General features: G+C 68.7%; 22 protein-coding genes. 10 read left to right on the top strand and 12 right to left on the bottom strand.

Going from position 1 to position 26,307, the window contains the following annotated elements:
- The first annotated feature begins 14 nt into the window (after positions 1-14).
- From OG474_RS33855 to cobS, 6 genes are read left to right on the top strand one after another with little or no spacing between them, the layout of a single operon-like run.
- Positions 15-701 carry an SCO2322 family protein gene (locus OG474_RS33855; RefSeq protein WP_405057679.1) on the top strand — a complete coding sequence of 229 codons (687 nt, stop codon included), beginning with the start codon at positions 15-17 and terminating at the stop codon, positions 699-701.
- Positions 701-1,789: a CbiQ family ECF transporter T component gene (locus OG474_RS33850; RefSeq protein ID WP_405057678.1), complete on the top strand. Its 1,089-nt coding sequence runs from the start codon at positions 701-703 to the stop codon at positions 1,787-1,789. Before OG474_RS33855 ends, OG474_RS33850 begins: the two co-directional genes overlap by 1 nt.
- Positions 1,786-3,396 carry an ABC transporter ATP-binding protein gene (locus OG474_RS33845; protein WP_405057677.1) on the top strand — a complete coding sequence of 537 codons (1,611 nt, stop codon included), beginning with the start codon at positions 1,786-1,788 and terminating at the stop codon, positions 3,394-3,396. The genes OG474_RS33850 and OG474_RS33845 overlap by 4 nt, the downstream gene beginning before the upstream one ends.
- Positions 3,393-4,202: an ECF transporter S component gene (locus tag OG474_RS33840; protein WP_405057676.1), complete on the top strand. Its 810-nt coding sequence runs from the start codon at positions 3,393-3,395 to the stop codon at positions 4,200-4,202. Before OG474_RS33845 ends, OG474_RS33840 begins: the two co-directional genes overlap by 4 nt.
- A complete protein-coding gene (locus tag OG474_RS33835; protein ID WP_405057675.1) occupies positions 4,195-4,722 on the top strand; it encodes a bifunctional adenosylcobinamide kinase/adenosylcobinamide-phosphate guanylyltransferase in 528 nt (175 codons plus the stop codon). Before OG474_RS33840 ends, OG474_RS33835 begins: the two co-directional genes overlap by 8 nt.
- Positions 4,719-5,483, top strand: coding sequence for an adenosylcobinamide-GDP ribazoletransferase (gene cobS, locus OG474_RS33830; protein WP_405057674.1), 765 nt, complete (start codon positions 4,719-4,721; stop codon positions 5,481-5,483). Before OG474_RS33835 ends, cobS begins: the two co-directional genes overlap by 4 nt.
- Position 5,484: 1 nt before the next feature.
- Here cobS and OG474_RS33825 read toward each other — a convergent pair whose 3' ends face one another.
- The 8 genes from OG474_RS33825 to gcvT all read right to left on the bottom strand — a co-directional run bounded on the left by OG474_RS33825 (position 5,485) and on the right by gcvT (position 18,949).
- Positions 5,485-8,322, bottom strand: coding sequence for a BTAD domain-containing putative transcriptional regulator (locus tag OG474_RS33825; RefSeq protein WP_405057673.1), 2,838 nt, complete (start codon positions 8,320-8,322; stop codon positions 5,485-5,487).
- Between the two features lie 81 nt (positions 8,323-8,403).
- The gene (locus OG474_RS33820) at positions 8,404-9,462 is read right to left on the bottom strand and encodes an ABC transporter ATP-binding protein (protein WP_405057672.1); all 1,059 of its coding nucleotides are present in this window, start codon (positions 9,460-9,462) and stop codon (positions 8,404-8,406) included.
- A 20-nt stretch (positions 9,463-9,482) separates the two neighbouring features.
- Positions 9,483-10,610 carry an ABC transporter ATP-binding protein gene (locus OG474_RS33815; protein ID WP_405057671.1) on the bottom strand — a complete coding sequence of 376 codons (1,128 nt, stop codon included), beginning with the start codon at positions 10,608-10,610 and terminating at the stop codon, positions 9,483-9,485.
- A gap of 32 nt (positions 10,611-10,642) precedes the next feature.
- Positions 10,643-11,635, bottom strand: a complete 993-nt coding sequence (locus tag OG474_RS33810) for an ABC transporter permease (protein ID WP_405057670.1) — start codon at positions 11,633-11,635, stop codon at positions 10,643-10,645.
- Positions 11,636-11,726: 91 nt separating this feature from the next.
- A complete protein-coding gene (locus OG474_RS33805) occupies positions 11,727-13,487 on the bottom strand; it encodes an ABC transporter substrate-binding protein (protein WP_405057669.1) in 1,761 nt (586 codons plus the stop codon).
- 41 nt (positions 13,488-13,528) lie between these two features.
- Positions 13,529-14,536, bottom strand: coding sequence for an ABC transporter permease (locus tag OG474_RS33800; protein WP_405057668.1), 1,008 nt, complete (start codon positions 14,534-14,536; stop codon positions 13,529-13,531).
- A gap of 362 nt (positions 14,537-14,898) precedes the next feature.
- A complete protein-coding gene (locus tag OG474_RS33795) occupies positions 14,899-17,745 on the bottom strand; it encodes a BTAD domain-containing putative transcriptional regulator (protein WP_405057667.1) in 2,847 nt (948 codons plus the stop codon).
- Between the two features lie 97 nt (positions 17,746-17,842).
- Entirely contained in the window at positions 17,843-18,949 is a 1,107-nt protein-coding gene (gene gcvT, locus OG474_RS33790) for a glycine cleavage system aminomethyltransferase GcvT (protein WP_405057666.1), read from the bottom strand.
- A 97-nt stretch (positions 18,950-19,046) separates the two neighbouring features.
- Here gcvT and OG474_RS33785 point away from each other — a divergent pair, with 97 nt between their 5' ends.
- Positions 19,047-20,540 (top strand): leucyl aminopeptidase, encoded by a 1,494-nt coding sequence (locus OG474_RS33785; protein WP_405057665.1) that lies wholly within the window; start codon positions 19,047-19,049, stop codon positions 20,538-20,540.
- On the opposite strand, the gene OG474_RS33780 is transcribed toward OG474_RS33785, so the two are convergent.
- Both OG474_RS33780 and OG474_RS33775 read right to left on the bottom strand, forming a co-directional pair.
- Positions 20,529-20,855, bottom strand: a complete 327-nt coding sequence (locus OG474_RS33780) for a cupin domain-containing protein (protein WP_405057664.1) — start codon at positions 20,853-20,855, stop codon at positions 20,529-20,531. The genes OG474_RS33785 and OG474_RS33780 overlap by 12 nt on opposite strands.
- Positions 20,852-21,535 carry a DUF2848 domain-containing protein gene (locus OG474_RS33775; protein ID WP_405057663.1) on the bottom strand — a complete coding sequence of 228 codons (684 nt, stop codon included), beginning with the start codon at positions 21,533-21,535 and terminating at the stop codon, positions 20,852-20,854. The genes OG474_RS33780 and OG474_RS33775 overlap by 4 nt, the downstream gene beginning before the upstream one ends.
- A gap of 93 nt (positions 21,536-21,628) precedes the next feature.
- On the opposite strand from OG474_RS33775, the gene OG474_RS33770 reads away from it, so the two are divergent.
- Positions 21,629-22,930 (top strand): MFS transporter, encoded by a 1,302-nt coding sequence (locus tag OG474_RS33770; RefSeq protein WP_405057662.1) that lies wholly within the window; start codon positions 21,629-21,631, stop codon positions 22,928-22,930.
- Here OG474_RS33770 and OG474_RS33765 read toward each other — a convergent pair.
- The gene (locus tag OG474_RS33765) at positions 22,917-23,555 is read right to left on the bottom strand and encodes a GntR family transcriptional regulator (RefSeq protein WP_405057661.1); all 639 of its coding nucleotides are present in this window, start codon (positions 23,553-23,555) and stop codon (positions 22,917-22,919) included. The two genes, OG474_RS33770 and OG474_RS33765, sit on opposite strands and share 14 nt — an antisense overlap.
- Positions 23,556-23,584: 29 nt before the next feature.
- Here OG474_RS33765 and OG474_RS33760 point away from each other — a divergent pair, with 29 nt between their 5' ends.
- Positions 23,585-24,355 carry a carbon-nitrogen hydrolase family protein gene (locus OG474_RS33760; protein WP_405057660.1) on the top strand — a complete coding sequence of 257 codons (771 nt, stop codon included), beginning with the start codon at positions 23,585-23,587 and terminating at the stop codon, positions 24,353-24,355.
- Here OG474_RS33760 and OG474_RS33755 read toward each other — a convergent pair.
- The gene (locus OG474_RS33755; protein ID WP_405057659.1) at positions 24,352-24,669 is read right to left on the bottom strand and encodes a hypothetical protein; all 318 of its coding nucleotides are present in this window, start codon (positions 24,667-24,669) and stop codon (positions 24,352-24,354) included. The genes OG474_RS33760 and OG474_RS33755 overlap by 4 nt on opposite strands.
- Positions 24,670-24,820: 151 nt before the next feature.
- On the opposite strand from OG474_RS33755, the gene lpdA reads away from it, so the two are divergent.
- A complete protein-coding gene (gene lpdA, locus OG474_RS33750; protein ID WP_405057658.1) occupies positions 24,821-26,209 on the top strand; it encodes a dihydrolipoyl dehydrogenase in 1,389 nt (462 codons plus the stop codon).
- The last annotated feature ends 98 nt before the right edge of the window (positions 26,210-26,307 follow it).

Below are 26,307 nucleotides of genomic sequence, written 5' to 3'. Positions count from 1 at the left end.
ATTACGCTGCTCGGGTGATTCTCAAGCGACTGCTTCTCAGCTTGGTGGCGGCCCTGCTTCTTGCGGGGACCGCCACCACTCAGGCGTATGCCGAGGACGGGTTCCGGTTCTGGGGCTACTACCAGTGGTCGTCCTCGCAGTGGACGTTCGCGCAGAAGGGCCCGGACGGCGTCGTACCGGCCGACGGGTCCGTCGAGGGCTGGCGGTATGCGGTCGGTGGCGCCAAGCCGCGGGTGCCGCGGGCCGCCGGTGATTTCGCGGCGATCTGCAAGGACGCCCCGGCCGAGGCCGGCAAGAAGCGTGTCGCGGTGGTGATCGACCCCGGTACGGCGGACGACCAGCCTGCCGGCAGCACCGCCGGTTCGCCCACCGGGACCTGCGTGGTGACCGATGTGAAGTCGAACGGCGCCCAGGTGCTGTCCGCCGTCGGACCGACCCGGCTCGAGAAGGGCCTGACCTGCGGGATCGAGGGCTACCCGGCCTCGGGCTGCGGTGAGGCGATCAAGGACATCAAGGTCCCGGCCACCGATCCCACGGTGCAGTTGCAGGTCAAGACTCCGGTTGGCTCGTCGGCCGTCAAACCCTCGCTCGAGAACGACACCGGGGGCAGCAGCACCTGGGTGCCCTTGGTAATTGTCGTGGTGCTCGTCGGCGGTCTGATCGCGGGTGGCGTGCTGCTCGTGCGCCGTCGGCGTACGTAGTGCGCGCTGTCCACCGCCTGACGCTCCCCCGGGCACTGCATCCGGGGGCGTGGTGGCTGTGGGCTCTCGGGATGGCGGTCGCCGCCAGCCGGACCCGGAACCCCGTGCTGCTGGTGCTGATCCTGGCGGTGACCGGGTTCGTGGTGGCGGCCCGGCGGACCGACGCTCCGTGGGCGCACAGCTTCACGGCGTTCCTCAAGCTCGGCCTGGTGGTGATCGGGATCCGGATCGTCCTGCAGGCGTTGCTGTCGACGCGCTCGCAGGGCAACACCGTGCTGTTCACGCTGCCGCAGATCCCCTTGCCGGACTGGGCTGCCGGGGTCAAGCTCGGCGGTCAGGTCACTTTGGAAGCCGTCCTGACCGCCCTGTACGACGGAGGTCAGCTCGCGGTGATGTTGTGTTGCATCGGCGCGGCCAACGCGCTGGCCAGTCCCCGGCGGCTGCTCAAGTCGTTGCCCGGGGCCCTCTACGAGATGGGCGTGGCCTGCGTGGTCGCTCTGACATTCGCACCGCAGCTGGTGACCGATGCCCGGCGGATCCGGGCAGCCCGACGGCTGCGGGGCCGGACCCGCGGGTCGTTCCGGACCACCGGCATGCCGGTGCTGGAGGGCGCGCTGGACAGATCGGTCGAGTTGGCGGCCGCGATGGACTCGCGCGGCTACGGCCGGACTGCCCAGGTGCCGCGTCGGCAACGCCGGATCACTGGGCTGTGCGTGCTGCTGGGGCTGCTGGGCATCCTGCTCGGGGTCTACGCCTTGCTGACGGACTCACTGGCCTTTCCGTTCGCTCTGACCGCTCTGGCGATCGGACTGCTGCTGGCGGTCGGCGCACTCGGGATTGGCCGCCAGCGGGTGACCCGTACCCGGTACCGGCCCGATCCGTGGGCTCTGCCCGAGTGGCTCGTCACGGCGGCCGGTGCGATCGCTGCGGCCGTCATGGTGGTCGCTGCGGTCCGCGGAGTACACGGCCTGCTGCTGGACGGACCACTCGTGGTGCCGCCGATCCCCCTGCTGCCGGTGATCGGCGTACTGGTCGGACTGGCTCCAGCGCTGGCCGCTCCGCCGGTTCGACCGGGAGCGGCCGCATGATCGAGTTCGATCGAGTCACAGTCACGTACGACGGCGCTGTGGTGCCCGCCGTACAGGATGTGAGCTTCACTGTGCCGGAAGGTGAGCTGGCGCTGGTGATCGGGCGGACTGGCTCCGGTAAGTCGACCTTGCTGCGGGCAATCAACGGTCTGGTGCCGCACTTCACCGGTGGGACGCTGGCTGGGCGCGTGCTCGTGAACGGTCGCGACACCCGGGAGTATCGGCCGCGTGATCTTGCCGATGTGGTCGGATTCGTCGGACAGGACCCGATGACCGGGTTCGTGACCGACACCGTGGAGGACGAGCTCGCCTACAGCATGGAGTCGCTCGGTACGGCGCCGGACGTGATGCGGCGCCGGGTCGAGGAGACACTGGATCTGCTGGGGCTGGCCGACGTACGGGATCGCGCACTGACGTCGCTATCTGGTGGCCAACGGCAACGAACCGCTATCGGCGCCGCGCTGACCTCGCATCCCGCAGTGCTCGTGCTGGATGAGCCGACGTCTGCTCTCGACCCGCAGGCGGCTGAGGAAGTGCTGGCCGCGCTGCAGCGACTGGTGCACGACCTCGGTGTAACTGTGGTGATGGCGGAGCACCGGCTCGAGCGAGTGGTGCAGTACGCCGACCGGGTGATCGAGGTACCGGGTGGGATCGGGCTGGTGTCGACCGGACTGCCAGCAGACCAGATGGTGACCGCACCGGTCGCACCGCCGGTGGTGGAGCTCGGCCGGCTGGCTGGGTGGTCTCCGCTGCCCCTGTCGGTACGGGATGCTCGGCGCGCTGCCGTTGCGTTACGAAGTCAGCTGGCTGATGTGAAGCCGCTGCGGCGAGCTGTGACAACAGGTGCTGAGTTGGCGCGCTGCACCGACCTGGTCGTTAGCTATGGGGCCGTGACGGCGTTGCGTGGTGTCTCTGTGAGCATCCGGGCCGGCGAGATCGTCGCACTGATGGGACGTAACGGCGCTGGGAAGTCCACGCTGCTCAATGCGCTGGTGGGGATCGTTCCGCCGCGCGCTGGCACGGTCACCGCGTCCGGCGCGGACCCACGCCGTACGCGACCGGCCAAGCTGGTCAAGGCAGTCGGACTGGTACCGCAGGAGCCGGCTGACCTCTTGTACGCGGCAACGGTCGCGGATGAGTGCGCGAGCGCGGACGCGGACTTCCATGTGGCGGCCGGGACCTGCCGGGCAGTGCTGGAGCGGCTGGCACCGGATGTGGATGATCAACTGCATCCCCGCGACCTGTCCGAGGGACAACGGTTGTGCTTGGCGCTAGCCGTCGTACTGTGCGGTGCGCCGCCGCTGTTGCTGCTCGATGAGCCCACGCGGGGCTTGGACTACGGAGCGAAGCGGCGACTGGTCGAAATCCTGCGCGAGCTGGCTGCGGCCGGGCATGCGGTCGTGTTGTCGACCCATGACGTGGAGATGGTTGCTGAGGTCGCCACCCGGGTGATGGTGCTGGCGGACGGCGAGCTGGTGAGTGAGGGCGAGACTGCGACGGTTGTGGCGGACTCCCCCGCGTTCGCGCCGCAGGTGGCCAAGATCCTTGCCCCGCTACCGTTTCTGACGGTTGGCGAGGTCGCCACTGCTCTGGAGCGCGCATCGTGAACCTGATCCGGCTCCGGCCGCGCAGTACCGGCGCACTGGTGCTGGCGTCGCTGGTTGGGGTGGTGGCGTTCGCCTGGCCGCTCTTCTGGCGGACGGACCAGGCAGGTGCAGCTGCGATCGGCCACACGACCGATGCGCCCTGGCTGTTCGTGTTGCTGCTGCCGCTGCTGGTGGCCGTCGTACTGGCTGAGCTATCCGAGTCAGGCATCGATGCGAAGGTGATCTCGCTGCTCGGGATGCTGGCGGCGGTCGGTGCCGCACTCCGCGCCCTGGGTCCGGGGACTGCGGGGCTGGAGCCTGGGTTCTTCCTGCTGGTGCTCGCCGGGCGAGCGTTCGGGGCCGGGTTCGGGTTTGTGCTGGGCTCGGTGTCGCTGCTGGGCGGTGCGCTGATCAGCGGCGGAGTCGGGCCGTGGATGCCGTTCCAGATGTTCGCCTGTGCGTGGGTGGGCTGTTTCGCCGGCCTGCTGCCCCGCGTGGGCGGACGACTCGAGCTGCTGCTCCTGGCGGCGTACTCGCTGGTCGCAGGTGTCCTGTACGGCGTGGTGATGAACCTGTGGTTCTGGCCCTACGCGACCTTCGGCAGTGCCTTCTCGTTCATCCCGGGAGACGGGCTGGCCGAAAACCTGCACCGCTACCTACTGTTCGTGGTGGCGACGTCGCTCGGCTGGGACATCCCACGTGGCGTGCTGTGCGCCGTACTGGTGCTGGTGCTCGGACGCCCGGTGCTGAACGCGTTCCGCCGTACTGCCCGGAAGGCAGCCTTCGACACCCCAGTGCTCTTCGAACCAAGGAGTCCGCATGCCTGACCGCACCCTCGTCCTCGGCGGCGCCCGCTCCGGCAAGTCACTCGTCGCCGAGCGCCTCTTCGCCGACCTCCCGGATGTCGTGTACGTCGCCACCGGCGGACAGGACGCGGGAAGCCGGGAGTGGGCGGCCCGGATCGCCCAGCACCGGGCCCGTCGGCCTGCCTCCTGGGGACTGATCGAGACGACCGATCTGATCCCCCTGCTCGAGTCCTCCGGCCCGCCGCTCCTGATCGACTGCCTGACGCTCTGGCTGTCCCAGACCATGGACGCGCTGCAGATCTGGACCAACCCCGGCCGGGCCGACGTCGTCTCGCGGCAGATCGCCGCACTGACCGCGGCCTGGGCCGGCACCTCACGACGCGTAGTTGCTGTCAGCAACGAGATCGGCGGCGGCATCGTGCCCGCGGAGCACGGCACCCGGGTGTTCCGCGATCTGATGGGGCACCTCAACACGTCCATCTCGCTGGCCTCCGACGAGGTCTTCTACAGCATCGCCGGCCGTACTCTCAGGCTCACATGAGCCTGGATCCGGCGCGCCTCGCCTTCGGCCTGCTGAGCGTGCTGCCGGCGGGAATGCCGGCAAAGGTCGACCGCACGGTCGGGCGACGAGCCATGCTGCTCGCGCCGGTGGTCGGCGCCGTACTCGGCGGGATCGCGGCCGGGGTGGTCGCGCTCGTGCAGTTGCTGCGCCCGGACGCCGACCTGCTGGCGGCCGTCCTCGCCATCCTCGTCGTGGCCGGGCTGTCCGGCGGGCTGCACCTCGATGGCCTGGCCGACTTCGCCGACGCCCTCGGCAGCCGCCGCGACCGCGAAACCATGCTCCGCATCATGAAACAGAGCGACATCGGCCCGTTCGGCGTCCTCAGCATCGTCGCCGTCCTGCTCGTCGACGTCGCCGCGCTCACCGCCTGCATCCAGTCCGGCATCGGCTGGCAAGCAGTCCTGACCGCCACCACCGCCAGCCGCCTGACCCTCCCCTGGACGTGCCGCACCACCGTCCCCTCCGCCCGCCCGGACGGCCTAGGCGCCCTGGTAGCCGCCACCGTCCACCCCCTGGTCGCCGCCCTCACGACAGCCGCCGTACTGGCCGCTGCAGTAGCCCTCACCTGGCTAACCCTCTCGAGCCCGCTCCTAGCCTGTGCCGTCCTTCTAGGCCCGCTCACCGCCCTAGCCACCACCCACCGAGCCCGAACCGCCCTCGGCGGCACCACTGGCGACGTACTGGGCGCTGCGATCGAGCTGGCACTCCCCTTAACCCTCCTGGCCCTCGCCCTCACCTGACTCATTGGTTCGCCGGGTCGCGGGGGTCGTTGTCGATCAGGTCACGGAAGTAGCGTGCGCTCGACAGGTCCCCGCGGGCCGTCACCACGTCGATCATCTCGAGCCGGATCCGGCGGCCTTCCGCGATGTCGCCGGTGGCCATCGCGATGTCGGCCTCGGCCACTGCGATCCGCAGGCGCAGGTGGCCGGCCGGAGCATCGGCGTACACGGCTTTGGGCATCTCGAGCATCGAGCGGGCCTGGTCGATCTTGCCCTGCCTGGCCATCGTGGACGCCAGCAGACAACGCATCTGGGCGACATTGCCGTCGCTGGACAGGGCCTCGAACGTGGCGACCGCCGCGGTGAAGTGTTCCTCGGCCTTCGGATAGCTCCCGATCTGGGCGTAGATCTCGCCGACCAGCATCCGGGCCTCGCCCTGGACATTGCTGTTCGGCGGCGCCATCCGCACGGCTTGCTCGCCCCAGCGCGCGGCATCGTCGTATTCGTCCAGCTCCGCCGCGACGTGGACCAGGCGGCGCACGGCAAGGAACCGAAGGTCCTCCGGGCCACCCGGCCGGTCGACCAGGGCGAGCGCGGCAAGGCCGTGCTCGCGGGCCTTGCGATAGTCGGCGAGATGCAGAGCGGCCGCTGCGAGCTGCAGTTCGGCCCGGGCCTGCAGGGCGAGTGAGCCGGTCTGTTCGGCAAGCTCGCGGAGTCGGACGCCCGCGCTCCACTGATCGGCGACAGCGCCGGTGTGGTGGGTCCAGAACGCCAGCTGGAGCCGGACCGAGAGCTCCAGCGGACCGCTCTCGGCAACGACCTCGGCGATATCCAGCAGGAGCTGGTTGCGACGCTGCCGCTGATCACGGACGCTGAGGTACCCGCTCAGCAGCAGAGCGATTGCCCCGGCGAGCTCAGGCTCACCCGCGCTGAGCGCGGAGCGGGCGGCGGCGTCGATCAGCGGCGCGCTGGCCTCGAACCATCGGATCGCGTCAGCCTCGATCGCGCCTTCGGCGTCCGGGAGCACCGGCGTCGCAGGCGTCGGCAGGTGTGCCGCAACAGTCCAGCCGTGGTTCACGCCGGAATCGGCCAGCGCTGTCAGTCGATGGACCGCTTCGAGGTAGCGCTGCTGTGGGTGCGTGGGATCGCCTGCTCGTGCGAGCTGCTCTGCGGCGTACGAGCGGACAAGGGCATGCATCTTGTAGCGCCGGAACGGTTCCACCGCGACGAGTTCGACCAGGCCGAGATCGACGAGCTGCTCGAACGCCACGTGGCCGGTCAGTTCGTCGTCGTCCAGCAGAGGCGCCGCGACCCAGGCCGGGAACTCGGTCACGCCGACCAGCGAGAGCCGGGCCAGCAGCTGCCTGGTCCGGGGCTCGGCCAGGGCGAGGCTGCGGTCCAGACTCGTTCGTACGGCGAGGTCGCCGGCGACCATCGAGTCCAACCGGGCGTCGTCGTCAGCGAGCGCTCCGAGCATCGCGGTGAACGCGTCGGCGCCGGAAAGGGCGAAGCGCGAACCGATGATCCGGAGCGCCAGCGGCAGCCCCGCACACTCGGCCGCGACGGTCGCGACCACTGCTGGGTCCCCAAGGGCCCGGCCGATCAGCTTGGCCAGCAGGTCGTTGCTGGCCGCCGAATCGAGCGGCAGCACTTGCAGATGGGTCGCTTTCTTCAACTGCGGAAGGGATCTCCGCGAGGTGACGACCACCGCACAACTCGGCCCGGACGGCAGCAGCTGCTCGACTGTCTCGGCGTCGAGCGCATCATCCAGTACGACGAGTAGCGCCAGATCGGCGGTGTTCTCCCGGTAGAGCCGAATCCGTTCTTCCAGCGACTCCGGCACCCGACTCGGCGCCACTCCGACCGACCGCAGCATCGACCCGAGCAGGGTCTGCGCCGGCACGGCCGCTCCCCCGACATCCTGCAGCCGCGCGAACACCTGACCGTCCGGAAAGGCGTCCGCGGCCAAGTGCCCGATCCGAGTCGCGGTAGCCGACTTCCCGACCCCGGCGGCACCCCACAGGCAGACGTTCGTCGGACCGTCGGTCAACGCCCGTACGCCGGCTACCAGCAACTCGTCACGCCCCACCAGCAGCGAGATGTCGACCGGCAGCTCGCGCGGCACCAGGTCGTCGGACACCTTTCGAGCGCCCGGGTCGTTGCGGAGAATCGCCGAATACAGCCGACGCAGCGCCGGCGCAGGCTCGAGGCCGAACCGAGCAGACAGCGTCGCGGTCACGGCGGCGTACACGTCGAGCGCATCCTGGCGTCGGCCCGCACGATGCAAGGCGGTCATCCAGGCCGCGACCGTGGCCTCCCGGGTGGGGTCCTGCTCGACGACAGCGGGCAGCTCGGCAAGCAGCTGAGTGTGCAATCCCGCGGCGAGGTCGGCCTGGATCCGCTCGTCGACCGCGCTGCGACGTTCCTCCTCGACCGGCACGCAGAGCCGATCCCGAGTGGGTCCATCGACAAGCTCCGGGAGCAGCTCACCGCGCCACAGCTCCAACGCCGCCCGCAGCGCACTGCCGCGGTCGACGGGATCCGCCAACGCGCGCGCCTCGGCGACACCCGCCCGGAACCGCTCGAGGTCGATGCTCCCAGCCCGTACGGCGTATCCGTCGCGACCGCCGTCGATCGTGATCCCGGCCCTCCGCAGCCGCGACACGTAGACCTGCAGGGCTCCGCGCGCATCCCCTGGCGGATCATCCGGCCAGAGCAGATCGATGAGCTGTTCGGTCGCCACCAGTTCGTTTGCCCTCAGCAACAAGACCGCGAGCAGGAGCCGCTCCTGGCGCCGTACCAGCTTGATCTCGGCGGCACCGTCACGGACCTCGAGCGCTCCGAGCAGGCGGAATTCCATCTCCGGATGGTAACCGGCCCGAACAGCCGAGAGCCGCCCTGACCAGAACGGTCGGGGCGGCTCTCGAAGGGCTGGCCTGGCTCAGGCGATCTCGGCGACGAGGTCGACCTTGGGCTCGGCGAAGTGGCACGCCGCGGCGTGACCGGGGGTGGACTGCGGCTTGCCCTCGAGCTTCGGCTCCTGCGTCGCGCAGATGTCCTCGGCCTTCCAGCAGCGGGTCCGGAACCGGCAGCCGCTCGGCGGGTCGATCGGCGAAGGTACGTCGCCGACCAGCCGGATCCGCTCCTTCGGCGGAACGCCGCGGATCGTGCCGAGGTCCGGGGCCGCCGACAGCAGCGCCTGGGTGTACGGGTGCTGCGGGGCACCGTAGATCTGGTCCCGCGGGCCCTGCTCGACGATCTTGCCCAGGTACATCACCGCGACCTCGTCACAGAAGTGGCGGACCACTCCGAGGTCGTGCGCGATGAACACGAACGCGATGCCGAGATCACGCCGCAGGTCCTCCAGCAGGTTCATCACCTGGGCCTGGATGGACACGTCGAGCGCGGAGACCGGCTCGTCGGCGATGATCACCTCGGGCTCGACCGCCAGCGCCCGGGCGATGCCGATCCGCTGCCGCTGACCGCCGGAGAACTCGTTCGGGTAGCGGTTGTGGTGCTCGGGGTTCAGACCGACCCGCTCCAGCAGCTCCTGGACCCGGGCGAGCTCCTGACCCTTCTTCACCAGCTTGTGCACGCGCAGCGGCGTACTGATGATGTTGCTGACCGTCTGGCGCGGGTTCAGCGAGCTGTAGGGGTCCTGGAAGACGATCTGCAGCTGCCGGCGGAACGGGCGCAGTTCCCGCTCCTTCAGCTGGGCGATGTTGGTGCCCTTGAAGTTGATCTCACCCGAGGTCGGGGTGAGCAGCCGCGTGATCATCCGGCCGGTGGTGGACTTGCCACACCCGGACTCGCCGACCAGACCGAGGCTCTGCCCGGCCTTCAGGTCGAAGCTGACGCCGTCGACGGCCTGGACCGTCTTCTTCGTCCGGCCCAGACCGGCGGCTTCCTTGATCGGGAAGTGCATCTTCAGGTCGCGGACCCGCAGCAACGTCTCGCCCCGGGCGGCCGGCTGGTCGACCGGACGTGTTTTGTCGCTCATGTCTCTCCTCAGTCCCCTCGTCAGCTCAGTCTCGGCAGGACTTCGGCCTCGTAGATCGAGGCCTTGTCGTGCAGATGACAACGGGACGTGTGGGCACCTGCGCCGTCGACCGGCAGCAGCTCGGGCAGGTCGGTCGTGCAGCGCTCACCCTTGACGCGGTCCTTGTACGGGCAGCGCGGGTTGAACGAGCACCCGGACGGAAGGTTCAGCAGGCTCGGCGGCAGACCCTTGATCGGGCGCAGCTTCTCGCTCGCCGCCGACACCGTCGGGATCGACTCGAGCAGACCCCAGGTGTAGGGCATCCGCGGGTTGGCCAGCACGTCCTCGGCCGTGCCGTACTCGACGCAGCGGCCGGCGTACATGACCAGCACGTCGTCGGCCATCTCGGCCACCACACCCAGGTCGTGGGTGATCAGCACGATCGCCGAGCCGAACTCCTTCTGCAGGTTGTTCAGCAGGTCCAGGATCTGTGCCTGGACCGTCACGTCGAGCGCGGTGGTCGGCTCGTCGGCGATGATCAGCTTCGGGTCGTTGACCAGACCCATCGCGATCATCGCGCGCTGCCGCATACCGCCGGAGAACTCGTGCGGGTACTGCCCGAAGCGGCGGATCGGGTTCGGGATGCCGACCAGGTCGAGCATCTCCAGCGCGCGCTTCTTCGCGACGTCCTTGGACACCTTGTGGTGCACCCGGTAGGCCTCGGAGATCTGGTTGCCGACCGTGTACAGCGGGTGCAGCGAGGACTGCGGGTCCTGGAAGACCATCGCGACCGCGTCGCCGCGGATCTTCATCAGGTCGTTCTCGGACAAGCCGATCAGCTCGTCACCGCCGAGCCGGATCGAGCCGGTGATCTGGGTGCGCTTGCGGTCGTGCAGTCCCATCACAGCCATGCTGGACACGGACTTGCCGGAGCCGGACTCACCCACGATCGACAGCGTGCGGCCGAGCGGCACCGAGTAGCTCAGTCCGTTCACCGCGCTGACGACACCGTCGGCGGTCGGGAACTTGACCGTCAGGTCCTCGACCACCAGGTACGGCGTCTCGCCGCTGGGGTTCATCAGCCCGGAGCGCTTCTCGCGCGTCGCGACCGACGGCCCACGCTTGGCGTCCGCCGCCGCGGTCGGCTGCGCCGCTGCACTCTCGGCCATGCTGTCCTTCCGGTCTTCTGGGGCGGGAGTGGTCACGAAAGCCTCACCCGCGGGTCGATCAAGCTGTAGGCCACGTCTACGAGGAAGTTCATTGCCACCAGCACGACGGACGCGACCAGCACCGTCCCCATGATGACCGGCAGGTCGTAGGTCTCCAAGCTCTGCAGGACCAGGTTGCCCAGGCCGGGCAGGTCGAAGATCCGTTCGGTGAAGATGGCGCCGGCGAGGCTGCCGGCGATGTCCAGACCGAAGATCGTGACGACCGGGATCATGCCGGAGCGCAGCGCGTGCTTGTAGGTCACGACCCGGTCCGACAGGCCCTTGGCCCGTGCGGTCCGGATGTAGTCCTCGCTCAGCGTCTCGACCATCGAGCCTCGCGAGTACCGGGCGTACGACGTACAGCTGTAGATCCCGAGCACCAGCCAGGGAGTCAGCAGGCCGGCGAACCACTTGCCGGGGTTGTCCGTCAGTGGTGTGTACCCGCCCCGGGGCAGGATCGGATACAGGATCGTCAGGTACAGCGAGATCATCAGCGCCACGATGTAGTACGGCACCGAGCTCAGGATCAGGGTGCTGCTCATCAGCGCCCGGTCCCCCAGCGTCCCGCGTCGCTTCGCAGCCATCGAGCCCACGAAGACACCAATGGTGAGAACGATGACCGCATACCCGGCGACCAGGGAGACGGTCACCGGCAACCGGGCGCTGAGCATCTCGGTGACCGGCCGGTCGTTCTTGAACGAGTACCCCAGGCAGGGCGCGTCGCACTCCTGGATGACGCCAGACGTCTCGAAGGTCCGCCCGGCGAAGATGCCCGCGGTGTACTCGGCGAACTGCTGAACCTTGGGTTTGTCCAGATTGAGGTTCTTCTTGATCTCGTCGTAGCGCTGCTGGGTGCAGTTGCGCTCACCACAGATCGCGGCGGCCGGGTCGGTCGGCGCGATGAAGAACAACGCGAAGGTCGCGATCAGCGTGACCAACACGACACTGAGCGCGCTGACCAGGCGGCGCGCCACGAAGTAGAGCACGAGGTGTCTCCTCACCGAGGGGGGTGGTGGCCGGCCCGGAGGCCGGCCACCACCCTTTCTTCAGATCAAGCGAGATCCGTCAGCGAACCGGTTACGGCTGCTTCAGGTACAGCGACGTGAACTCGGGCATGCCCTGGGTCATGTCGTTGACGGCGTGACCGATGTTCTTACCGACCGGGAAGGCGCTGGCCGAGTAGTACAGCGGCACCAGCGGCAGGTAGTCCTGCAGGATCTTCTTGTCGATCTTCGACCACTCCTTCAGCTGCTCGTTCGGGTCAAGAGCCGCGACCCGATCGATCTCGGCGTCCAGAGCCTTGTCCTGCAGCTGACCGATGCTGTTGCCCAGGTCGACCGCGTCGGACTTGAACAGAACCGGGAACCAGCTGGTACCGGCCGGCCAGTCCGAGCACCAACCCGCAGGGGTCTTGCCCATGTTGACCGGGGCGTTCTGGTCGCCGGTCAAGGTCCGGATCTGCGCCTTCGGCACACCGGTGGCCTTGACCTTGAAGCCCGCCTTCTGGTACACGCCGGTACGAAGCTGGTTGACCTGCGTGGCGATCTTGTCGTCGTTCGAGAAGTACCAGCTGAGCTCGAAGCCGGACTTGCCCAGCTTCTCCAGCTCCGCCTTGACCTCGGCGGCGACGGCGTCGTCCTCAGCACCCTTACCGGTGCCGTTCATACCCGGCAGTTCGTACTTCTCGTAACCGGGAACGGCCGGCGGCAGGATCGTCGAGGCCGGGAACGAGCTGTCCGGAGCCTGGCCGGAAACCTTGCGCCAGGAGTCGAACGGGAAGGCCTTGACGATCAGCTTGCGGACCTCGAGCGGGATCTTCCGGGTGTCCATCGGCCAGGTGATCGTGCACGGGCCGGGGCCCTTCACCAGCTGCGACGGGTCCTTGAGCTCGGGGTAGAGGCTGACGTCCAGGTTGCTGTAGTTCAGCGCGGCGGCGTCCGGGCCGGACGAGGCCAGCACCTGCCGCTGCACCTTGATGGTGTCCTGGGCGAACTTGAAGTCGAAGCCGTCCGGGTACTGGTAACGCACCGGGTCGGAGTTCGGGTCCCAGTTCGGGTTCTTGACCAGCTTGAGCTCGCTGCCCGAGGTGTACGACTCGACCTGGTACGGGCCGGTCGTCATGGGCTTCTGCTCGTAGTTCTTCTTGGTGTCCTTCGCCTGCGGGATCGGCGTGAACATCGGGAAGGCCGCGTAGTACGGCAGGTCGTTGAACTTCTTGTCCAGGTGGATGACGAGGGTGCTCTCGTCCGGCGTCTCGACACCGGAGTAGTTCTCGCCACCGGCCGTGTACGGACCCTTGTACTTGCCGCCGTCCTTGAAGAACTGCAGCTGGTACGTCGGGCCCGCGTCGTACAGGTCGTGCGCGAAGGAGCGCTTGATCGCGTACGCGTAGTCGGCAGCCTTGACCGGCGTGCCGTCCATGTACTTGATGCCCTGCTTGAGCTTGAACGTCCAGGTCAGGCCGTCGGCCGAGGGCGTGCCCAGGTCTTCGGCGAGGTCCGGGACCAGAACCGGCTTACCGGTCTTCTCGTCCAGCTTGTACTGGGTCAGCGCCCGGTACATCAGCTTGCCGATCTGGTTTCCGTCGACGTAGTAGATGTTGGTCGGGTCGAACGTGTCCGGCGTGACGTCCGACAGCACCGTGATGGTGCCGCCCGTCTTCGCGCCGTCGATCGGCTTGGCCGGGCCCTTCGCTGTCGGGTCGGTAGCCTTCTCCTGCGCGCCGCCCACGTTGCCGCCGCCGGTGTTGTTACCGCCGTTGTTCGACGACGGGCTGCCGCAGGCCACGGCGGCCAGCATGACCGTCGCCGCGACCGCGGTGATCCGTTTCCACTGCATTGTCGTGTTTCTCCTTTTCTGCCGCTCGGGGCAACGCCGGGCTACCGGCGGGTCTTCGGGTCGAAGGCGTCGCGGACCGCGTCACCCAGCAGCGCCAGCGCGAGCACCAGAATCGTGATGCCCAGCACCGGCAGCCAGAGATAGATCGGGTCGGCCTTGAACCAGTTCGTGGCGGTGGCGATCGTCTGGCCCCAGGACGGGACCGGCTCGATCAGACCAACACCGAGGAACGACAGCCCGGCCTCTGCGGTGACATATGCCGGCAGCGCCAGCGAGGCCGAGATGACGATCGGTGCCACCAGGTTCGGTAGCAGTTCCTTGAACAGCACTTGCCGCGTCGGCACCCCGATCGCCTTGGCAGCCAGCACGAACTCGCGTTCGCGCAGCGAAAGCACCTCACCGCGGATGATCCGGGCGAGGCCTGCCCAGCCGAAGAACGACAGCACGAAGATCAGTACGAAGAACCTGATCTGGGCCTGTTCCGCCGGCGAGAGATTGAACGAACCGCCGCGCAGCTGCTCGACGATCGGCACCATGGCGATCGCGAAGAGCAGGTACGGCAGGCTCAGTACGAAGTCGATGATCCAGGAGATGACCCGGTCGACCCAGCCGCCGAGGAAGCCGGCCAGCAGGCCCATCACGACACCGACGACGGTGCCGAAGACCGTGGCGACGAACGCGATGATCAGCGACGGGCGGGCGCCGTACACCCAGCGGGCGAAGTTGTCCCGGCCGGTCTTGGGCTCGACGCCGAACCAGTGGCTCGCGGTCGGCCCACTGGCCGGGAAGCCGTAGGCGTCGACCAGGTCCGGGTTGAACTTGGCGATGTCCGAACCCTCGAGCTTCGCCAGCACCGGCGCGAAGATCGCGACCAGGATGAACAGCACCACGATGGACGCGCAGATGATCGCGACCTTGTCCTTGCGGAGCCGGTCCATCGCGATCCGGGTCGGCGACTTGCCGTGCGCGACACCTTTGGCCCGCTCCGGCTCCGCAGACGCCGGGTGGTCCTCGATCCCAACGGTCGAGTCGGGTGACCCAATGCTCATTCGCGCTCCGTCAGCTCTGTCAGCCGGATGATTGGTGGTCCGTAGGTCCGGCGCGGTCTGTAGATCGTGCCGAACATTTGCTCGCTGGAAGGGCCTGCGTCAAATCCCCTTGACACCGGTGAACCCCCCAGCCGCGCGCTAGCCTGCCTGACACTGTGACACCAAACCAGCGGTGCCCGGCAGCAGTGCACAAATCGTTACCGGAACGGGTACTGGACCGGAACATTTGCCCCCAACGGTCACTATCCGCAATCAATCCTTCGCGAAACGCGTCGGCACAGCACCGACAGTGGCCAATTTGTGCCACAAAATAACAGAATGTAACAATCCGGCCCGTTCCGGCGAAACGTCCCCAGCCGGTCTCAAGGGGCCAGACCGAGCAGCTTCCGCTGGCGCTCGACCTCATGGACGGCGAGGTCGGTCGACGCGATCTTCAGCGCCCGGCCGAGCTCCCGCCGGGCCCGGTCCGGCTGGCCGTCGGCCATCGCCAGTCGCGCCCATCCGACCGCGTTGGCGATCTCCCCCGATTCGTCACGATGCCGGGTGAAGAGCTCCGCGGCGGCGCCGAGCACCCGCTCGGCGTCCGCCGGCCGACCGGCCGCGACCATGACCGTCCCCGCGCAGCTCTCCACGTAGGCGAGACCGAGGTTGTCGCCCAGCCGCTCGACGATCTGGCGAGCCTGGTCCACGACGTCGGCCAACTCATCGAGGTGCTCGGCACCCAGCCCCGGGCTGTCGAGCAGGCACCTCGCGAGATGCACCAGCCGGATGGCATGCAACCGGTTGCCGGGGGTGTCCAGAGCCAGCACCTCCCGAAGGTCCGCCTGCGCCTCGAGGTTCCGGCCGAGGCACTGCAGGGTGACGCCGCGCGTACTGAGTGCGCGGGCCCTCGAGGACACGGCCTCCGGCATGGCATCCGCCAGCTCCAGCATCTCGTCGACCACCTCCAGCGTGCGACCGAAGTCCGTCCGTAGCTGTGCGCCCCACGCGACCTGTTCCAGCGCCCGGTTCCGTAGCTCGACGCTGCCGGAGCGGACCGCCGAGTCGAGCGACCGCTCGGACAACCGCGCGAGCTCGTCCGACGACGCGCCGCTCTGGGCGTGGACCACCCACAGGCTGCGGTCCAGATCGGCCTCGAGGTCGACGTCACCGGAATGGGCCGTCGCGTCGCGGGCGACCTCCAGGACCGAGATCCAGATCTCGCGGAGGTCGCGGACCGCGAGGAAGCCCTTGAACCGCAGAGCGAGCAGACCGGCGGTCCGGGGCACGGTCCGCGCGGCCAGCAGGACGGCGGCATGCACCACGGGTGCCTCGACGTCGAGCCACCCCGAACCCGCGGCGGCGGCAGCCATGGTCCCGCGCAGCAGGCGTTCCTCCCCCGCCTCGTCGGCGACGCTGGTCGCCATCGCGTGATCGATACTCGCGTCGGCCGTCGCGACCAGGCGAAGGACCGTCTCCACGTACCGCAGCTCGACCTCGGACCGGGCCTCCACGTCGAGGGCCTGGAGCAGCTCGACGGCGAAGGCACGGACCAGCCCGTGCAGTCCGTAGCGGACCGGCGTCAAGCGGCGCGGCTGGACGAGCCCCAGGGCGACGAGGTTCTCGAGTACGGCGGCGGCTGCGTCCTCCTCGAGGTCGAGGAGCGGCGCTGCGACCCAGGGCGCGAACTCGTCGGCGCCGACGAGGGCCAGACGGGCGAACAAGTGGCGGGCTTCGGCGGTGGCGACGCTGAGGGTCAGGTCGAGGCTGGCTCGGACGGCTCGGTCGCCGGCGACCAGGTAGTCGAGGCGTTGGGACTCGTCGGCGAGGGTCTGGACCACTTCGGCCACGTCCTCACGGATGAGCGCGAGGCGGGCGCCGACGATGCGGAGGGCCAGTGGCAGGCCGGCGCAATGCTGGACAACCTCGGCGACGCGAGCCGCGCCAAGACCGGACACGGCGCCCAGGAGCTCGGCACTGGTCTCATCGGACAAGGGCAGGAGCTCTCGGTGCGTGGCATCCTCCAGGCCGAGCAAGGGACGCCGGGACGTGACGATCACCGCCCCGCCGGCTGGGAGCAGCGGACGGAGCTGGCCTGCATCGATGGCGTCGTCGAAGACGAGTAGAACGGACTTCTCGGCCAAGCGGCTGCGGAGGAGGGCAGAGCGCTCTTCCAATGACTCCGGAAGCTCCGAGCCGTCCACACCGAGCGATCGGAGCAGCCGTCCGAGGACCATCCGGGCCGGCAGACTCTGCCCGTCCACGTCCTGGAGCCGCGCGAACAGCTGCCCGTCCGGGAACGAATCCGCCAGCCGGTGCGCCAGCCGAACCGCAGCCGCGGACTTCCCAGTTCCCGCTGCCCCATACAGACAGACAACAGCCGGTACGCCGGGACGCGGCGAACCGAGCAGCACGGCCGACAGATCGTCCAGTACGTCGTCGCGGCCGATCAGCAGGCCTACGTCTGCCGGGAGCTCCCGCGGTACTGCCGGCGGGACGGTGAGATCCAGCGCCGGGTCCTGGCGCAGGATCGCGACGTGGAGGTCGCGCACGTCGGCTCCCGGCTCCAGACCGAGCTCTTCGTCGAGGCGCCGTACAAGAGAGGTATAGAGAGTGAGGGCGTCGGTCTGGCGACCGGACCGGTAGAGCGCCAGCATCGACGCGGCCGCGAAGGCTTCTCTGGTCGGCTGGGTGGCGCTCAGGTCGGCTAGTCGTGGGAGCAGCTCCTGGTGGTGGCCGAGAGCGAGCTCGGTGGACAGGAGGAGCTCCTCTACTGCCCAGCGCTCCTCCTCCAGCCCTCTGCAGAGCCGCTGGCGGACATCCTCTGTCGTGACGTCCGCCAGCGCAGGTCCACGCCAGAGCCCCAGCGCATCAGTGAGCAGCTTGCTGCGCTGCTCCAGGTCGTCCTGATGCCGGGCCTGCGCCACGAGCGCTCTGTACTGCTCTATGTCGGTGCTTCCGAGACGCGCCTGGATGGCGTACCCCTCCCGCCCGCTCGTGAGCTCGACGTCGAGCACAGTGCGCAGCCGGGAGACGTAGACCTGCAGCGCCCGCCGTGGATTGGTGGGCAGCTCCTCCGGCCAGAGCAGTCCGATCAGCCGCTCCGCGGACACTGCCTTGCCGGGCTCCAGTAAGAGGACAGCGAGCAGCAACCGCTCCTGGCGGCGCTTCAGGCGGACCTGATCGCCGCCCGACCAGATCTGGACCGGACCGAGCAGGCGGTATTCCACGGCTCATGGTAAGCGCGTGGTAACAGGCCTGCCCAAAGATCTGCCCTACCGCCCCTTCCGGAAAGGCATGGTCATGACAGAAGCGTGGGACTAGAGCTCAGCTCTCCCGGACGTTCACGGTGACGAACGGTGGCTTGACGACAGCGAAGGCCTCCTGACGGCCGCGGATGTCGACAGTCACCTCGTCGCCCTCCTTCACCCCTGCGTCCAGCAGCGCCAGCGCGATGCCCTTCTTCAGCGACGGCGAGAAGGTGCCCGACGTCACCTCGCCCAGTGCGCTGCCGGACGCGTCCAGAACCGACATGTGCGGCCGCGGGATCCCCCGGCCGACGGCCAGCAGGCCGCGAAGGATGCGTGCGGGGCCTGCCTCCTTCTCGGCCCGCAGTGCGGCGTCGCCCCAGAAGTGCTCCTTCTTCCAGCCCACGGCCCACCCGGACCGGGCCTGCACCGGGCTGATGTCCGGCGAGATGTCCTGGCCGTGCAGCGGGTACCCCATCTCGGTCCGCAGCGTGTCCCGTGCACCCAGACCGGCCGGGACGATGCCGTACGGCGCACCGGCCGCCAGCAGTGCGTCGAACACCGCGACCGCGGCGGCATTCGGTACGACGAGCTCGTAGCCACGCTCGCCCGTATAGCCCGTGCGGCACACCACTACCGGCGTACCGGCGAAGTCGGCGACCGCGAAGGACATGTAGTCGTGGCCGGTCGGTAGACCGATCGCTGCGACCACGTCGTCGCTGTTGGTGCCCTGCACGGCGAGGATGGCGTAGTCGTCGTGCGTGTTCTTCACCACAACCCCCTCCGGTGCGTCGGCCTGCAACAGGCGGACCACCTCGGCGGTGTTGGCGGCATTCGGGATCAGGAAGACGTCGTCGTCGGCGTGCAGGTAGGCGATCAGGTCGTCGACCACTCCCCCGCGCTCGTTGCAGCACAGCGTGTACTGCGCCTGGCCCGGCGTGATCTTGCCGAGGTCGTTGCTCAGGCACGCGTTCACGTATTCCGCGGCGCCCGGGCCGGTGACGGTCGCCTTGCCCAGGTGACTCACGTCGAAGACACCCACCGATGTCCGGACCGCGGTGTGCTCCGCGACCACGCCGGAGTACTCCAGTGGCATCTCCCAGCCGCCGAACTCGGCGAACTTGGCGCCGAGCGCGACATGGCGCTCGTGCAGCGGCGACTTCTTCAATTCAGGCGATCCGGTCATGGAGGGCAAGCTACCTGACGCGTAGCATGCGGAGGCAGTATTCACGTACCGTCACGACCGGCAATCCGCTCGCTGGTCAAGGAGGACTGAGAATTTCGTGAGCACCATCACCCTGAGCAAGTCCGATGCGGCCGGTGTCAGAACCGACGCGGTCGTCATCGGCGTCGTCAAACTCGGCGGCGCGGTGACCCTGCCGGCCGGCACCGAGTCGCTCAACGCCGCGTACGGCGGGCAACTGGTGGAGGTGCTGTCCGGACTGGGCGCCACCGGCAAGACCGGTGAGGTGACCAAGGTGCCGGGCCCGAAGCCGGGCAAGTCGGCGACGCTGATCGCCGTCGGTCTGGGCGAGGCCCCGGACGGCGCGCTGAAGACCGAGGACCTGCGGATCGCCGCGGGCACCGGTGTCCGCGCCGCCAAGCTGAGCCAGTCGGTGGCGTTCGCGCTGCCGACGCCGGATGCCGAGTGCGTCCGTGCGGTGGCTGAGGGCGCGCTACTCGGTCGCTACGCCTTCACGACGTACAAGTCGGAGAGCTCGTCCGACCAGGCCGGCGCACTGACCGTGCTGACCGACCTGGCCCGGACCAAGGAGGCCAAGGCCGCGCTGGAGCGCGCCGAGGTCACCGCCGAGGCGATCCGCCTGACCCGGGACTGGGTGAACACCCCGCCGTCGGACCTGCACCCGGTCGAGTTCGCCGCGCACGCGGTGAAGCTGGGCAAGGACTACGGCGTCAAGGTCGAGGTGCTCGACGAGAAGGCCCTGATCAAGGGCGGGTACGGCGGCATCCTCGGCGTCGGCCAGGGCTCCACCAACCCGCCGCGGCTGGTCCGGATCACCTACACGCCGAAGAAGCCGGTGACGCACCTGTCGTTCGTCGGCAAGGGCATCACCTTCGACTCGGGCGGCCTGTCGCTGAAGACCGCGAGCGGCATGATCAGCATGAAGTCCGACATGGCCGGCGCCGCCGCCGTGATCGGTGCCACGCTGGCGATCGCCAAGCTCGGGCTGCCGGTCCAGATCACGACATACGCCGCGATGGCCGAGAACATGCCGTCCGGATCGGCCGCGCGCCCCTCCGACGTCCTGACCATGTACGGCGGTAAGACCGTCGAGGTGCTGAACACCGACGCCGAGGGCAGGCTCGTGCTCGGGGACGCCCTGGTGCGCGCGTCCGAGGACCAGCCCGACCTGATCGTCGACGTGGCCACCCTGACCGGCGCCTGTGTCGTTGCCCTGGGCACCAAGGTGGCCGGCGCGTTCGCGAACACCGACACCGCCCGGGACCGGGTGGTCGACGCCGCGGTGGCGGCCGGCGAGCCGATGTGGCCGCTGCCGATCCCGAGCGAGATGCTGGACAAGCTGAAGTCGCACTCGAAGGTCGCCGACCTGGCCAACATCACCGGTGAGCCCTGGGGCGGCGCGCTCGCGGCCGCCGCGTTCCTCGGCGACTTCGTTGCCGAGGGCATCGACTGGGTGCACCTCGACGTGGCCGGCCCGGCCTTCAACGACGGCTCGGCCTCCGGCTACACGCCGAACGGCGGCACCGGCTACGCCGTACGGACACTGATCGAGCTGGCTGCTTCAGCGAGCTGAGTACCTGATCTCGAGCATCACGCAGCCGTCAACCGTCGTGTACGGGCCGTGCGGCATCCCCGGCGGCCGGCAGGCGTAGTCGCCGGGGTGGAAGGTCTGCTCGAGGGTGAGATCGGTCAGCGATCCCTCGAGCAGATAGACCTCTTCGACGTACTCGTGCCTGATCACGTCGGCGCCCGACGTCGTACCGGCCGGCCAGCGCGCCAGCCTGGTCAGCGCGCCGTCGGATGCTTCGCTCAGCACCCGTTGCTCGATCGCGTCGACCGGCGTCCAGGCGAGGTCGCCGGTCGGGAAGAACTCGCGCTCGGTCTTCATTCCCAGGCCTCGGCGAGCTGCTCGACGCTGTAGACGATCCGGCTGGTCACGCCGCGCGGATCGGTCAGCTCGACCCGCCACGCGTCGGCGAACTGGTCGACGCCGGCGATCATCGGAATCGTCCCGCTGAGCAGAACCGTGCCCGGCACCAGCCGGTCGCCGAGCTCCTTGACCCAGTACGACGGGGGCAGCAACTGGGCGAGCGTTCCGTCCTGGATGAGCTGCTCGGTGTCACCGTGGCGGACCCACGCCTTGAGCGTGAACTGGTCGAGCTCGCTCTCGATGTCCTTGAGCGGCCAGGCGACATCACCGAGCACGTCCGGCGCCGACTGCTTGCTCCAGGCAACACCGTGCACCTCGAGCGCGCGATCGGTGTGGTCACAGGCGACGGTCAGCAGCAGGTCGTCCGGCGTCTCGCCGACGACCAGCGCCCACTCGGCCTCCCCCGACGTCTTGCCGTGCGCGACCTGAACGACCTCCGGCCGGCCCACCAGGGACGCCGACAGCGGGTAGAGGGTCGGGATCCGGGTCGGCGCGGGGACGCCGAGCTCGGCCAGCTCGTCCACATGGTGCTGAACCTGCTCGGTGTCACGACCGGCATATCCGGCGTTCAGTGCGTAGCGGACGGTAATCTCCCGCTCACCGCCGGTGGATAGGACGAACCGCAGCGTCTGACTCATGGCCGGAAATCCTCCGATTTTCTGCTTCTAGAGCTTGCGTGAACACGTCGTATACAACGAGTATGGAGCAATTCCCCAAGGAGGTCCACCTCGATGTCCAGCCCCAGTACTGACACCACGGAGCGCCGCGGCCTCTACAAGGCGTTCGCCGCGAGCCTGTCCGGCACCTCACTGGAGTGGTACGACTTCGCCGTCTACAGCTCCGCCGCCGCACTCGTCTTCGGCGACCTCTTCTTCCCCGGCAGCGACCCGCTGACCGGCACGCTGCAGGCCTTCGGGACGTATGCCGTCGGCTACATCGCACGGCCGCTCGGTGGCATCTTCTTCGGCCGACTGGGTGACGTGATCGGCCGCAAGCGGGTGCTGGTCGCCACGCTGCTGCTGATCGGCGTAGCCACCTTCTGTATCGGTCTACTGCCGACCCACGCCCAGGCCGGCGCACTGGCCCCGACCCTGCTGGTGGTGCTGCGTTTTGCGCAGGGCGTCGGTGTGGGTGGTGAGTGGGGCGGTGCGGTGCTTCTGAGCAGTGAGTTCAGTCAGGCCGGGCAGCGTGGCTTCTGGGCATCTGCTGCGCAAGTCGGACCGCCATTGGGCACCCTGCTGGCGAACGGCGTACTGGCTGTGCTTGCTGGAGCCCTGACGGAGGCTCAGTTCCTCAGCTGGGGTTGGCGGGTCGCGTTCTTGCTGTCTGCTGTGCTGGTCGCGTTCGGTCTGCTCATCCGGTCCAAGCTGGAAGAGACGCCGGTGTTCAAGGAGCTGGAGGCCCGTGGGGACCGGCCGACCGCTCCGGTGACCGAGGTGCTGCGGACACAGCGTCGGCCGCTGATTGCGGCCATCCTGGCGCGGGTCGGGCCGGATGTGCTCTATGCGATGTTCGCCGTCTTCGTGCTCACCTATGCGACCAAAGAGCTGGACATGAGCCGCGGCCAGGCAGTGACCGCCGTACTGATCGGCTCCGCCTGTCAGGTCGGACTCATCCCGTTCTCCGGTTACCTGTCCGACCGCTACGGGCGTCGGCTGATCTATGGCATCGGTGCGATCGGTGGAGCGGTGTGGAGTGTGGTGTTCTTCGCTATCGCGTCGTCACTGGGGACTCTGATTCTCGGAGTGGTCGTTGGGCTGGTGTTCCACTCGCTGATGTACGGACCGCAGGCAGCGTTCGTGTCTGAGCAGTTCACTGCTCGGCTGCGCTACACCGGTAGCTCGCTGGCCTACACGTTCGCTGGAGTGATCGGTGGCGCCCTGGCTCCACTGGCCTTCACGTACTTCTTGGCCAAGGCCGGGACCGGCTATGTGATCGCGCTGTACATCGTGATCGCGTGCGTGGTCACTCTGGTCGGGCTGCGGCTCGGGCGGGCCGTGGTGGATGACGACCTAGCCGTCAGCCATGCATAAGGATCGAACCCGTGGTGTCCAGGTGGCCGAGGATCGCCTTCTCGGCCGCTTCGGCCACACCGGTTGCGAGACCGTCGACAATGGCCTGGTGCTCCACCAGGACGTCCTGCCGCCGCGTCTCACTGCGCTGCAACGCGACGATGCCGAGCAGCACGTGCTTCGCGCGCAGGTTGTCGTAGAGCCGGCCGAGCACGGAGTTGCCGGCCGCTGCGACCAGCAACGCATGGAACTGGCTGTCCAGCTCGATGAACTCCTTCGCGTCGCCCTGCTCGACGATGGCCCGCTGCTGCTCCAGTACGGCGGCCATCGCCGCCACCGGGGCCCGGCCGGCCGCGAGCGAGGTGGTCGCGGCCCAGGTCTCGATCACGCCGCGGGCCTGCATCATCTCGGCGATCTCCCGGCCCGGGACCGGCGCGACGAACGCCCCGCGATGCGGGACGAGCTGCACCAGGTCCTCGGCGGCGAGCATCAGCAACGCCTCGCGCACCGGGGTCCGCGAGATACCGACCTCGGTCGCGACGCCCTGCTCGTTGATGAACGTCCCCGACACGGCCGGATCGCTGAGCACAGTGCCCCGCAGGTACTGGTAGGCGCGGTCACGGCCGGAATCCCCACTCAATTGCATACTCAATGTATACAGGCACGGAGGTCCTGATGACAGATCTGCGCGTGGCTGCGGCCCAGCTCACCACCGGCCCCGACCCGGTGTCCAACCTGGCGGCCGCGACGGACGCCGTACGGCGGGCTGCCGACGGCGGAGCCGAACTCGTCGTACTGCCGGAGGCGACCCTCGCCTGCTTCGGCACCGACCTGCGGAGCGTCGCCGAGCCGCTGGACGGGCCGTTCGCGACCGGCCTGCGCAAGGTGGCCGCCGACCTCGGGATCGTCGTGGTGGCCGGGTTGTTCGAGCCGTCGGACGACGGCCGCGTCCACAACACGCTGCTCGCCACCGGTCCGGGCGTGGAGGCGTCGTACCGGAAGATCCACCTGTACGACGCGTTCGGGTCCCGGGAGTCGGACACGGTTGCTCCAGGCAACGAGCTGGTGGCCTTCGAGTACCGGGACGTGACGGTCGGGCTGGCCACTTGCTACGACCTGCGGTTCGCCGACCAGTTCACCGCGCTCGGGCGACTGGGTGCGGAGCTGATCGCCGTACCGGCGTCCTGGGGTGCCGGACCGGGCAAGGAAGAGCAGTGGGACCTGCTGACCCGGGCTCGGGCCGCTGATGCGCAGGCGTGGGTGCTGGCGTGCGACCAGGCGTACACGACACCGCAGGGCACCGACCCGCTCGGCATCGGCCGTAGCAGTCTGACCACTCCGCTGGGTCACACCGCGGCGCGGCTCGACCACACCGTGGGGATCCTGCAGGCGACGATCGACACCGAGGACGTCGCAGGGGTGCGTGCGCGGGTGCCCCTGCTTTAGCGGAGGCCTTGCTTCTTCATGCGGGCGTTGTACTCGCGCATCCGCGGTGGGACGCCGACCACGGCCGCGTCGTACGACGGGATGCCCAGCTTGTTCGCGAAGGTGTGGGCCCATTGCACCGACGGGACGCGGCGCCGGGTCCACTCGCCGTCGATCGCGACCAGGAGCAGTGTGTAGTCCGTCACCGCGGTGCGTGGCTCGACGAAACCCTCGACCCCCTGACGGCTGAGGGCGAACTCACGCAGGTGCGCCTGGTCGGGGTTGTCCGACTTGCGCATCGTGCCGGCCTTCTGCCGGCGACCGAACCACTTCATAGGGAAAGTGTCCCCCATGACCGCAACTCAGCGGCAGAAAGCCGCGATAACGGTTTCTGCCAAAAGCGGCAACTGGCGCATGGCAAGATGACGGCGGGCCGGAGCCGCGATCCGGAGCCGTCCCGCCGACCACACGCCCACGGAGGAACCTGTGACGAACCCGGCAGACAGCCCTACGACGTACGACCTGGTGATCCTCGGCGGCGGCAGCGGTGGGTACGCCGCCGGCCTGCGCGCCGCGACCCTCGGGATGTCCGTCGTCCTGGTCGAGAAGGACAAGGTCGGCGGCACCTGCCTGCACCGCGGTTGTATCCCCACCAAGGCGCTGCTGCACGCCGCCGAGGTGGCCGACTCCGCCCGTGACGGTGAGCAGTTCGGCGTCCGGACGACGCTCGAGGGCGTCGACATGGGCGGCGTGAACAAGTACAAGGACGGCGTCGTCGACCGGCTGTTCAAGGGTCTGCAGGGCCAGCTGAAGGCCCGCGGGATCACCGTGGTCGAGGGCGAGGGACGACTCACCTCCCCGACCACGGTCGCGGTCAACGGCACGACGTACACCGGCAAGAACGTCATCATCGCGTCCGGCTCCTACTCGCGATCGCTGCCCGGGCTGACGATCGACGGCAACCGCGTGATCGCGAGCGAGCACGCGCTGACCATGGACCGGGTGCCCGAGTCCGCGGTGATCCTCGGCGGCGGCGTGATCGGTGTCGAGTTCGCCAGCGCCTGGACGTCGTTCGGCACCAAGGTGACGATCCTCGAGGCACTCCCCCGGCTCGTCCCGTCCGAGGACGCCGACTGCAGCAAGACGCTGGAGCGAGCCTTCCGCAAGCGCAAGATCACCTTCAGGACCGGGACGCCGTTCGAGTCGGTCGACACGCACGACAACGGCGTCCGCGTCACCGTCGCCGGTGGCGAGGTGATCGAGGCCGAGATCCTGCTGGTCGCCGTCGGGCGCGGGCCGAACACCTCCGGCATCGGCTACGAGGAGGTCGGGATCGCGCTCGACCGCGGCTTCGTCACCGTGGACGAGCACCTGCAGACCAGCGTCCCGGGCGTGTATGCCGTCGGTGACATCGTGCCGGGGCTCCAGCTCGCGCACCGCGGGTTCCAGCAGGGCGTCTTCGTCGCCGAGCACCTGGCGGGCCTCGCGCCGACGCCGATCGACGAGGCCGGCATCCCGCGGGTCACCTACTCCGAGCCCGAGGTCGCCTCGGTCGGTCTGACCGAGGAGCAGGCCCGGGAGAAGTACGGCGAGGTCGAGATCCTCAACTACAACCTCGGCGGCAACGGCAAGAGCCAGATCCTCAAGACCGCCGGCTTCGTGAAGCTGGTCCGGGCCAAGGACGGCGCCGTGGTCGGCCTGCACATGGTCGGCTCCCGGGTCGGCGAGCTCATCGGCGAGGCCCAGCTGATCTACAACTGGGAGGCGTTCCCGGCCGACGTCGCGCCGCTCGTGCACGCGCACCCCACCCAGAACGAAGCCCTCGGCGAGGCCCACATGGCGCTCGCCGGTAAACCGCTGCATTTCCACGACTGAGGTTCAGCCGGGCCGCTGGCGTTGCCTAGTAAGTTTGTGACTGGTGGGTAGCCCGGGTTGTCGTGACCCGCGTCCCGCCCGCGCCAGCGGCACCGTAG

It is taken from the genome of Kribbella sp. NBC_01505 (genome assembly GCF_045040285.1).
Classification (GTDB): Bacteria; Actinomycetota; Actinomycetes; order Propionibacteriales; family Kribbellaceae; genus Kribbella.
The sequence above is the reverse complement of the archived record's forward strand: the minus strand, read 5'-3'. Positions and strand labels throughout refer to the sequence as shown.

Coding starts and splice junctions, on each gene's coding strand:
- OG474_RS33845 (WP_405057677.1), top strand. CDS start 1,786: ATGATCGAGTTCGATCGAGTCACAGTCACGTACGACGGCGCTGTGGTG.
- OG474_RS33835 (WP_405057675.1), top strand. CDS start 4,195: ATGCCTGACCGCACCCTCGTCCTCGGCGGCGCCCGCTCCGGCAAGTCA.
- cobS (WP_405057674.1), top strand. CDS start 4,719: ATGAGCCTGGATCCGGCGCGCCTCGCCTTCGGCCTGCTGAGCGTGCTG.
- OG474_RS33825 (WP_405057673.1), bottom strand. CDS start 8,322: ATGGAATTCCGCCTGCTCGGAGCGCTCGAGGTCCGTGACGGTGCCGCC.
- OG474_RS33820 (WP_405057672.1), bottom strand. CDS start 9,462: ATGAGCGACAAAACACGTCCGGTCGACCAGCCGGCCGCCCGGGGCGAG.
- OG474_RS33815 (WP_405057671.1), bottom strand. CDS start 10,610: ATGGCCGAGAGTGCAGCGGCGCAGCCGACCGCGGCGGCGGACGCCAAG.
- OG474_RS33805 (WP_405057669.1), bottom strand. CDS start 13,487: ATGCAGTGGAAACGGATCACCGCGGTCGCGGCGACGGTCATGCTGGCC.
- OG474_RS33800 (WP_405057668.1), bottom strand. CDS start 14,536: ATGAGCATTGGGTCACCCGACTCGACCGTTGGGATCGAGGACCACCCG.
- gcvT (WP_405057666.1), bottom strand. CDS start 18,949: ATGACCGGATCGCCTGAATTGAAGAAGTCGCCGCTGCACGAGCGCCAT.
- OG474_RS33780 (WP_405057664.1), bottom strand. CDS start 20,855: ATGAAGACCGAGCGCGAGTTCTTCCCGACCGGCGACCTCGCCTGGACG.
- OG474_RS33775 (WP_405057663.1), bottom strand. CDS start 21,535: ATGAGTCAGACGCTGCGGTTCGTCCTATCCACCGGCGGTGAGCGGGAG.
- OG474_RS33770 (WP_405057662.1), top strand. CDS start 21,629: ATGTCCAGCCCCAGTACTGACACCACGGAGCGCCGCGGCCTCTACAAG.
- OG474_RS33765 (WP_405057661.1), bottom strand. CDS start 23,555: ATGCAATTGAGTGGGGATTCCGGCCGTGACCGCGCCTACCAGTACCTG.
- OG474_RS33760 (WP_405057660.1), top strand. CDS start 23,585: ATGACAGATCTGCGCGTGGCTGCGGCCCAGCTCACCACCGGCCCCGAC.
- OG474_RS33755 (WP_405057659.1), bottom strand. CDS start 24,669: ATGAAGTGGTTCGGTCGCCGGCAGAAGGCCGGCACGATGCGCAAGTCG.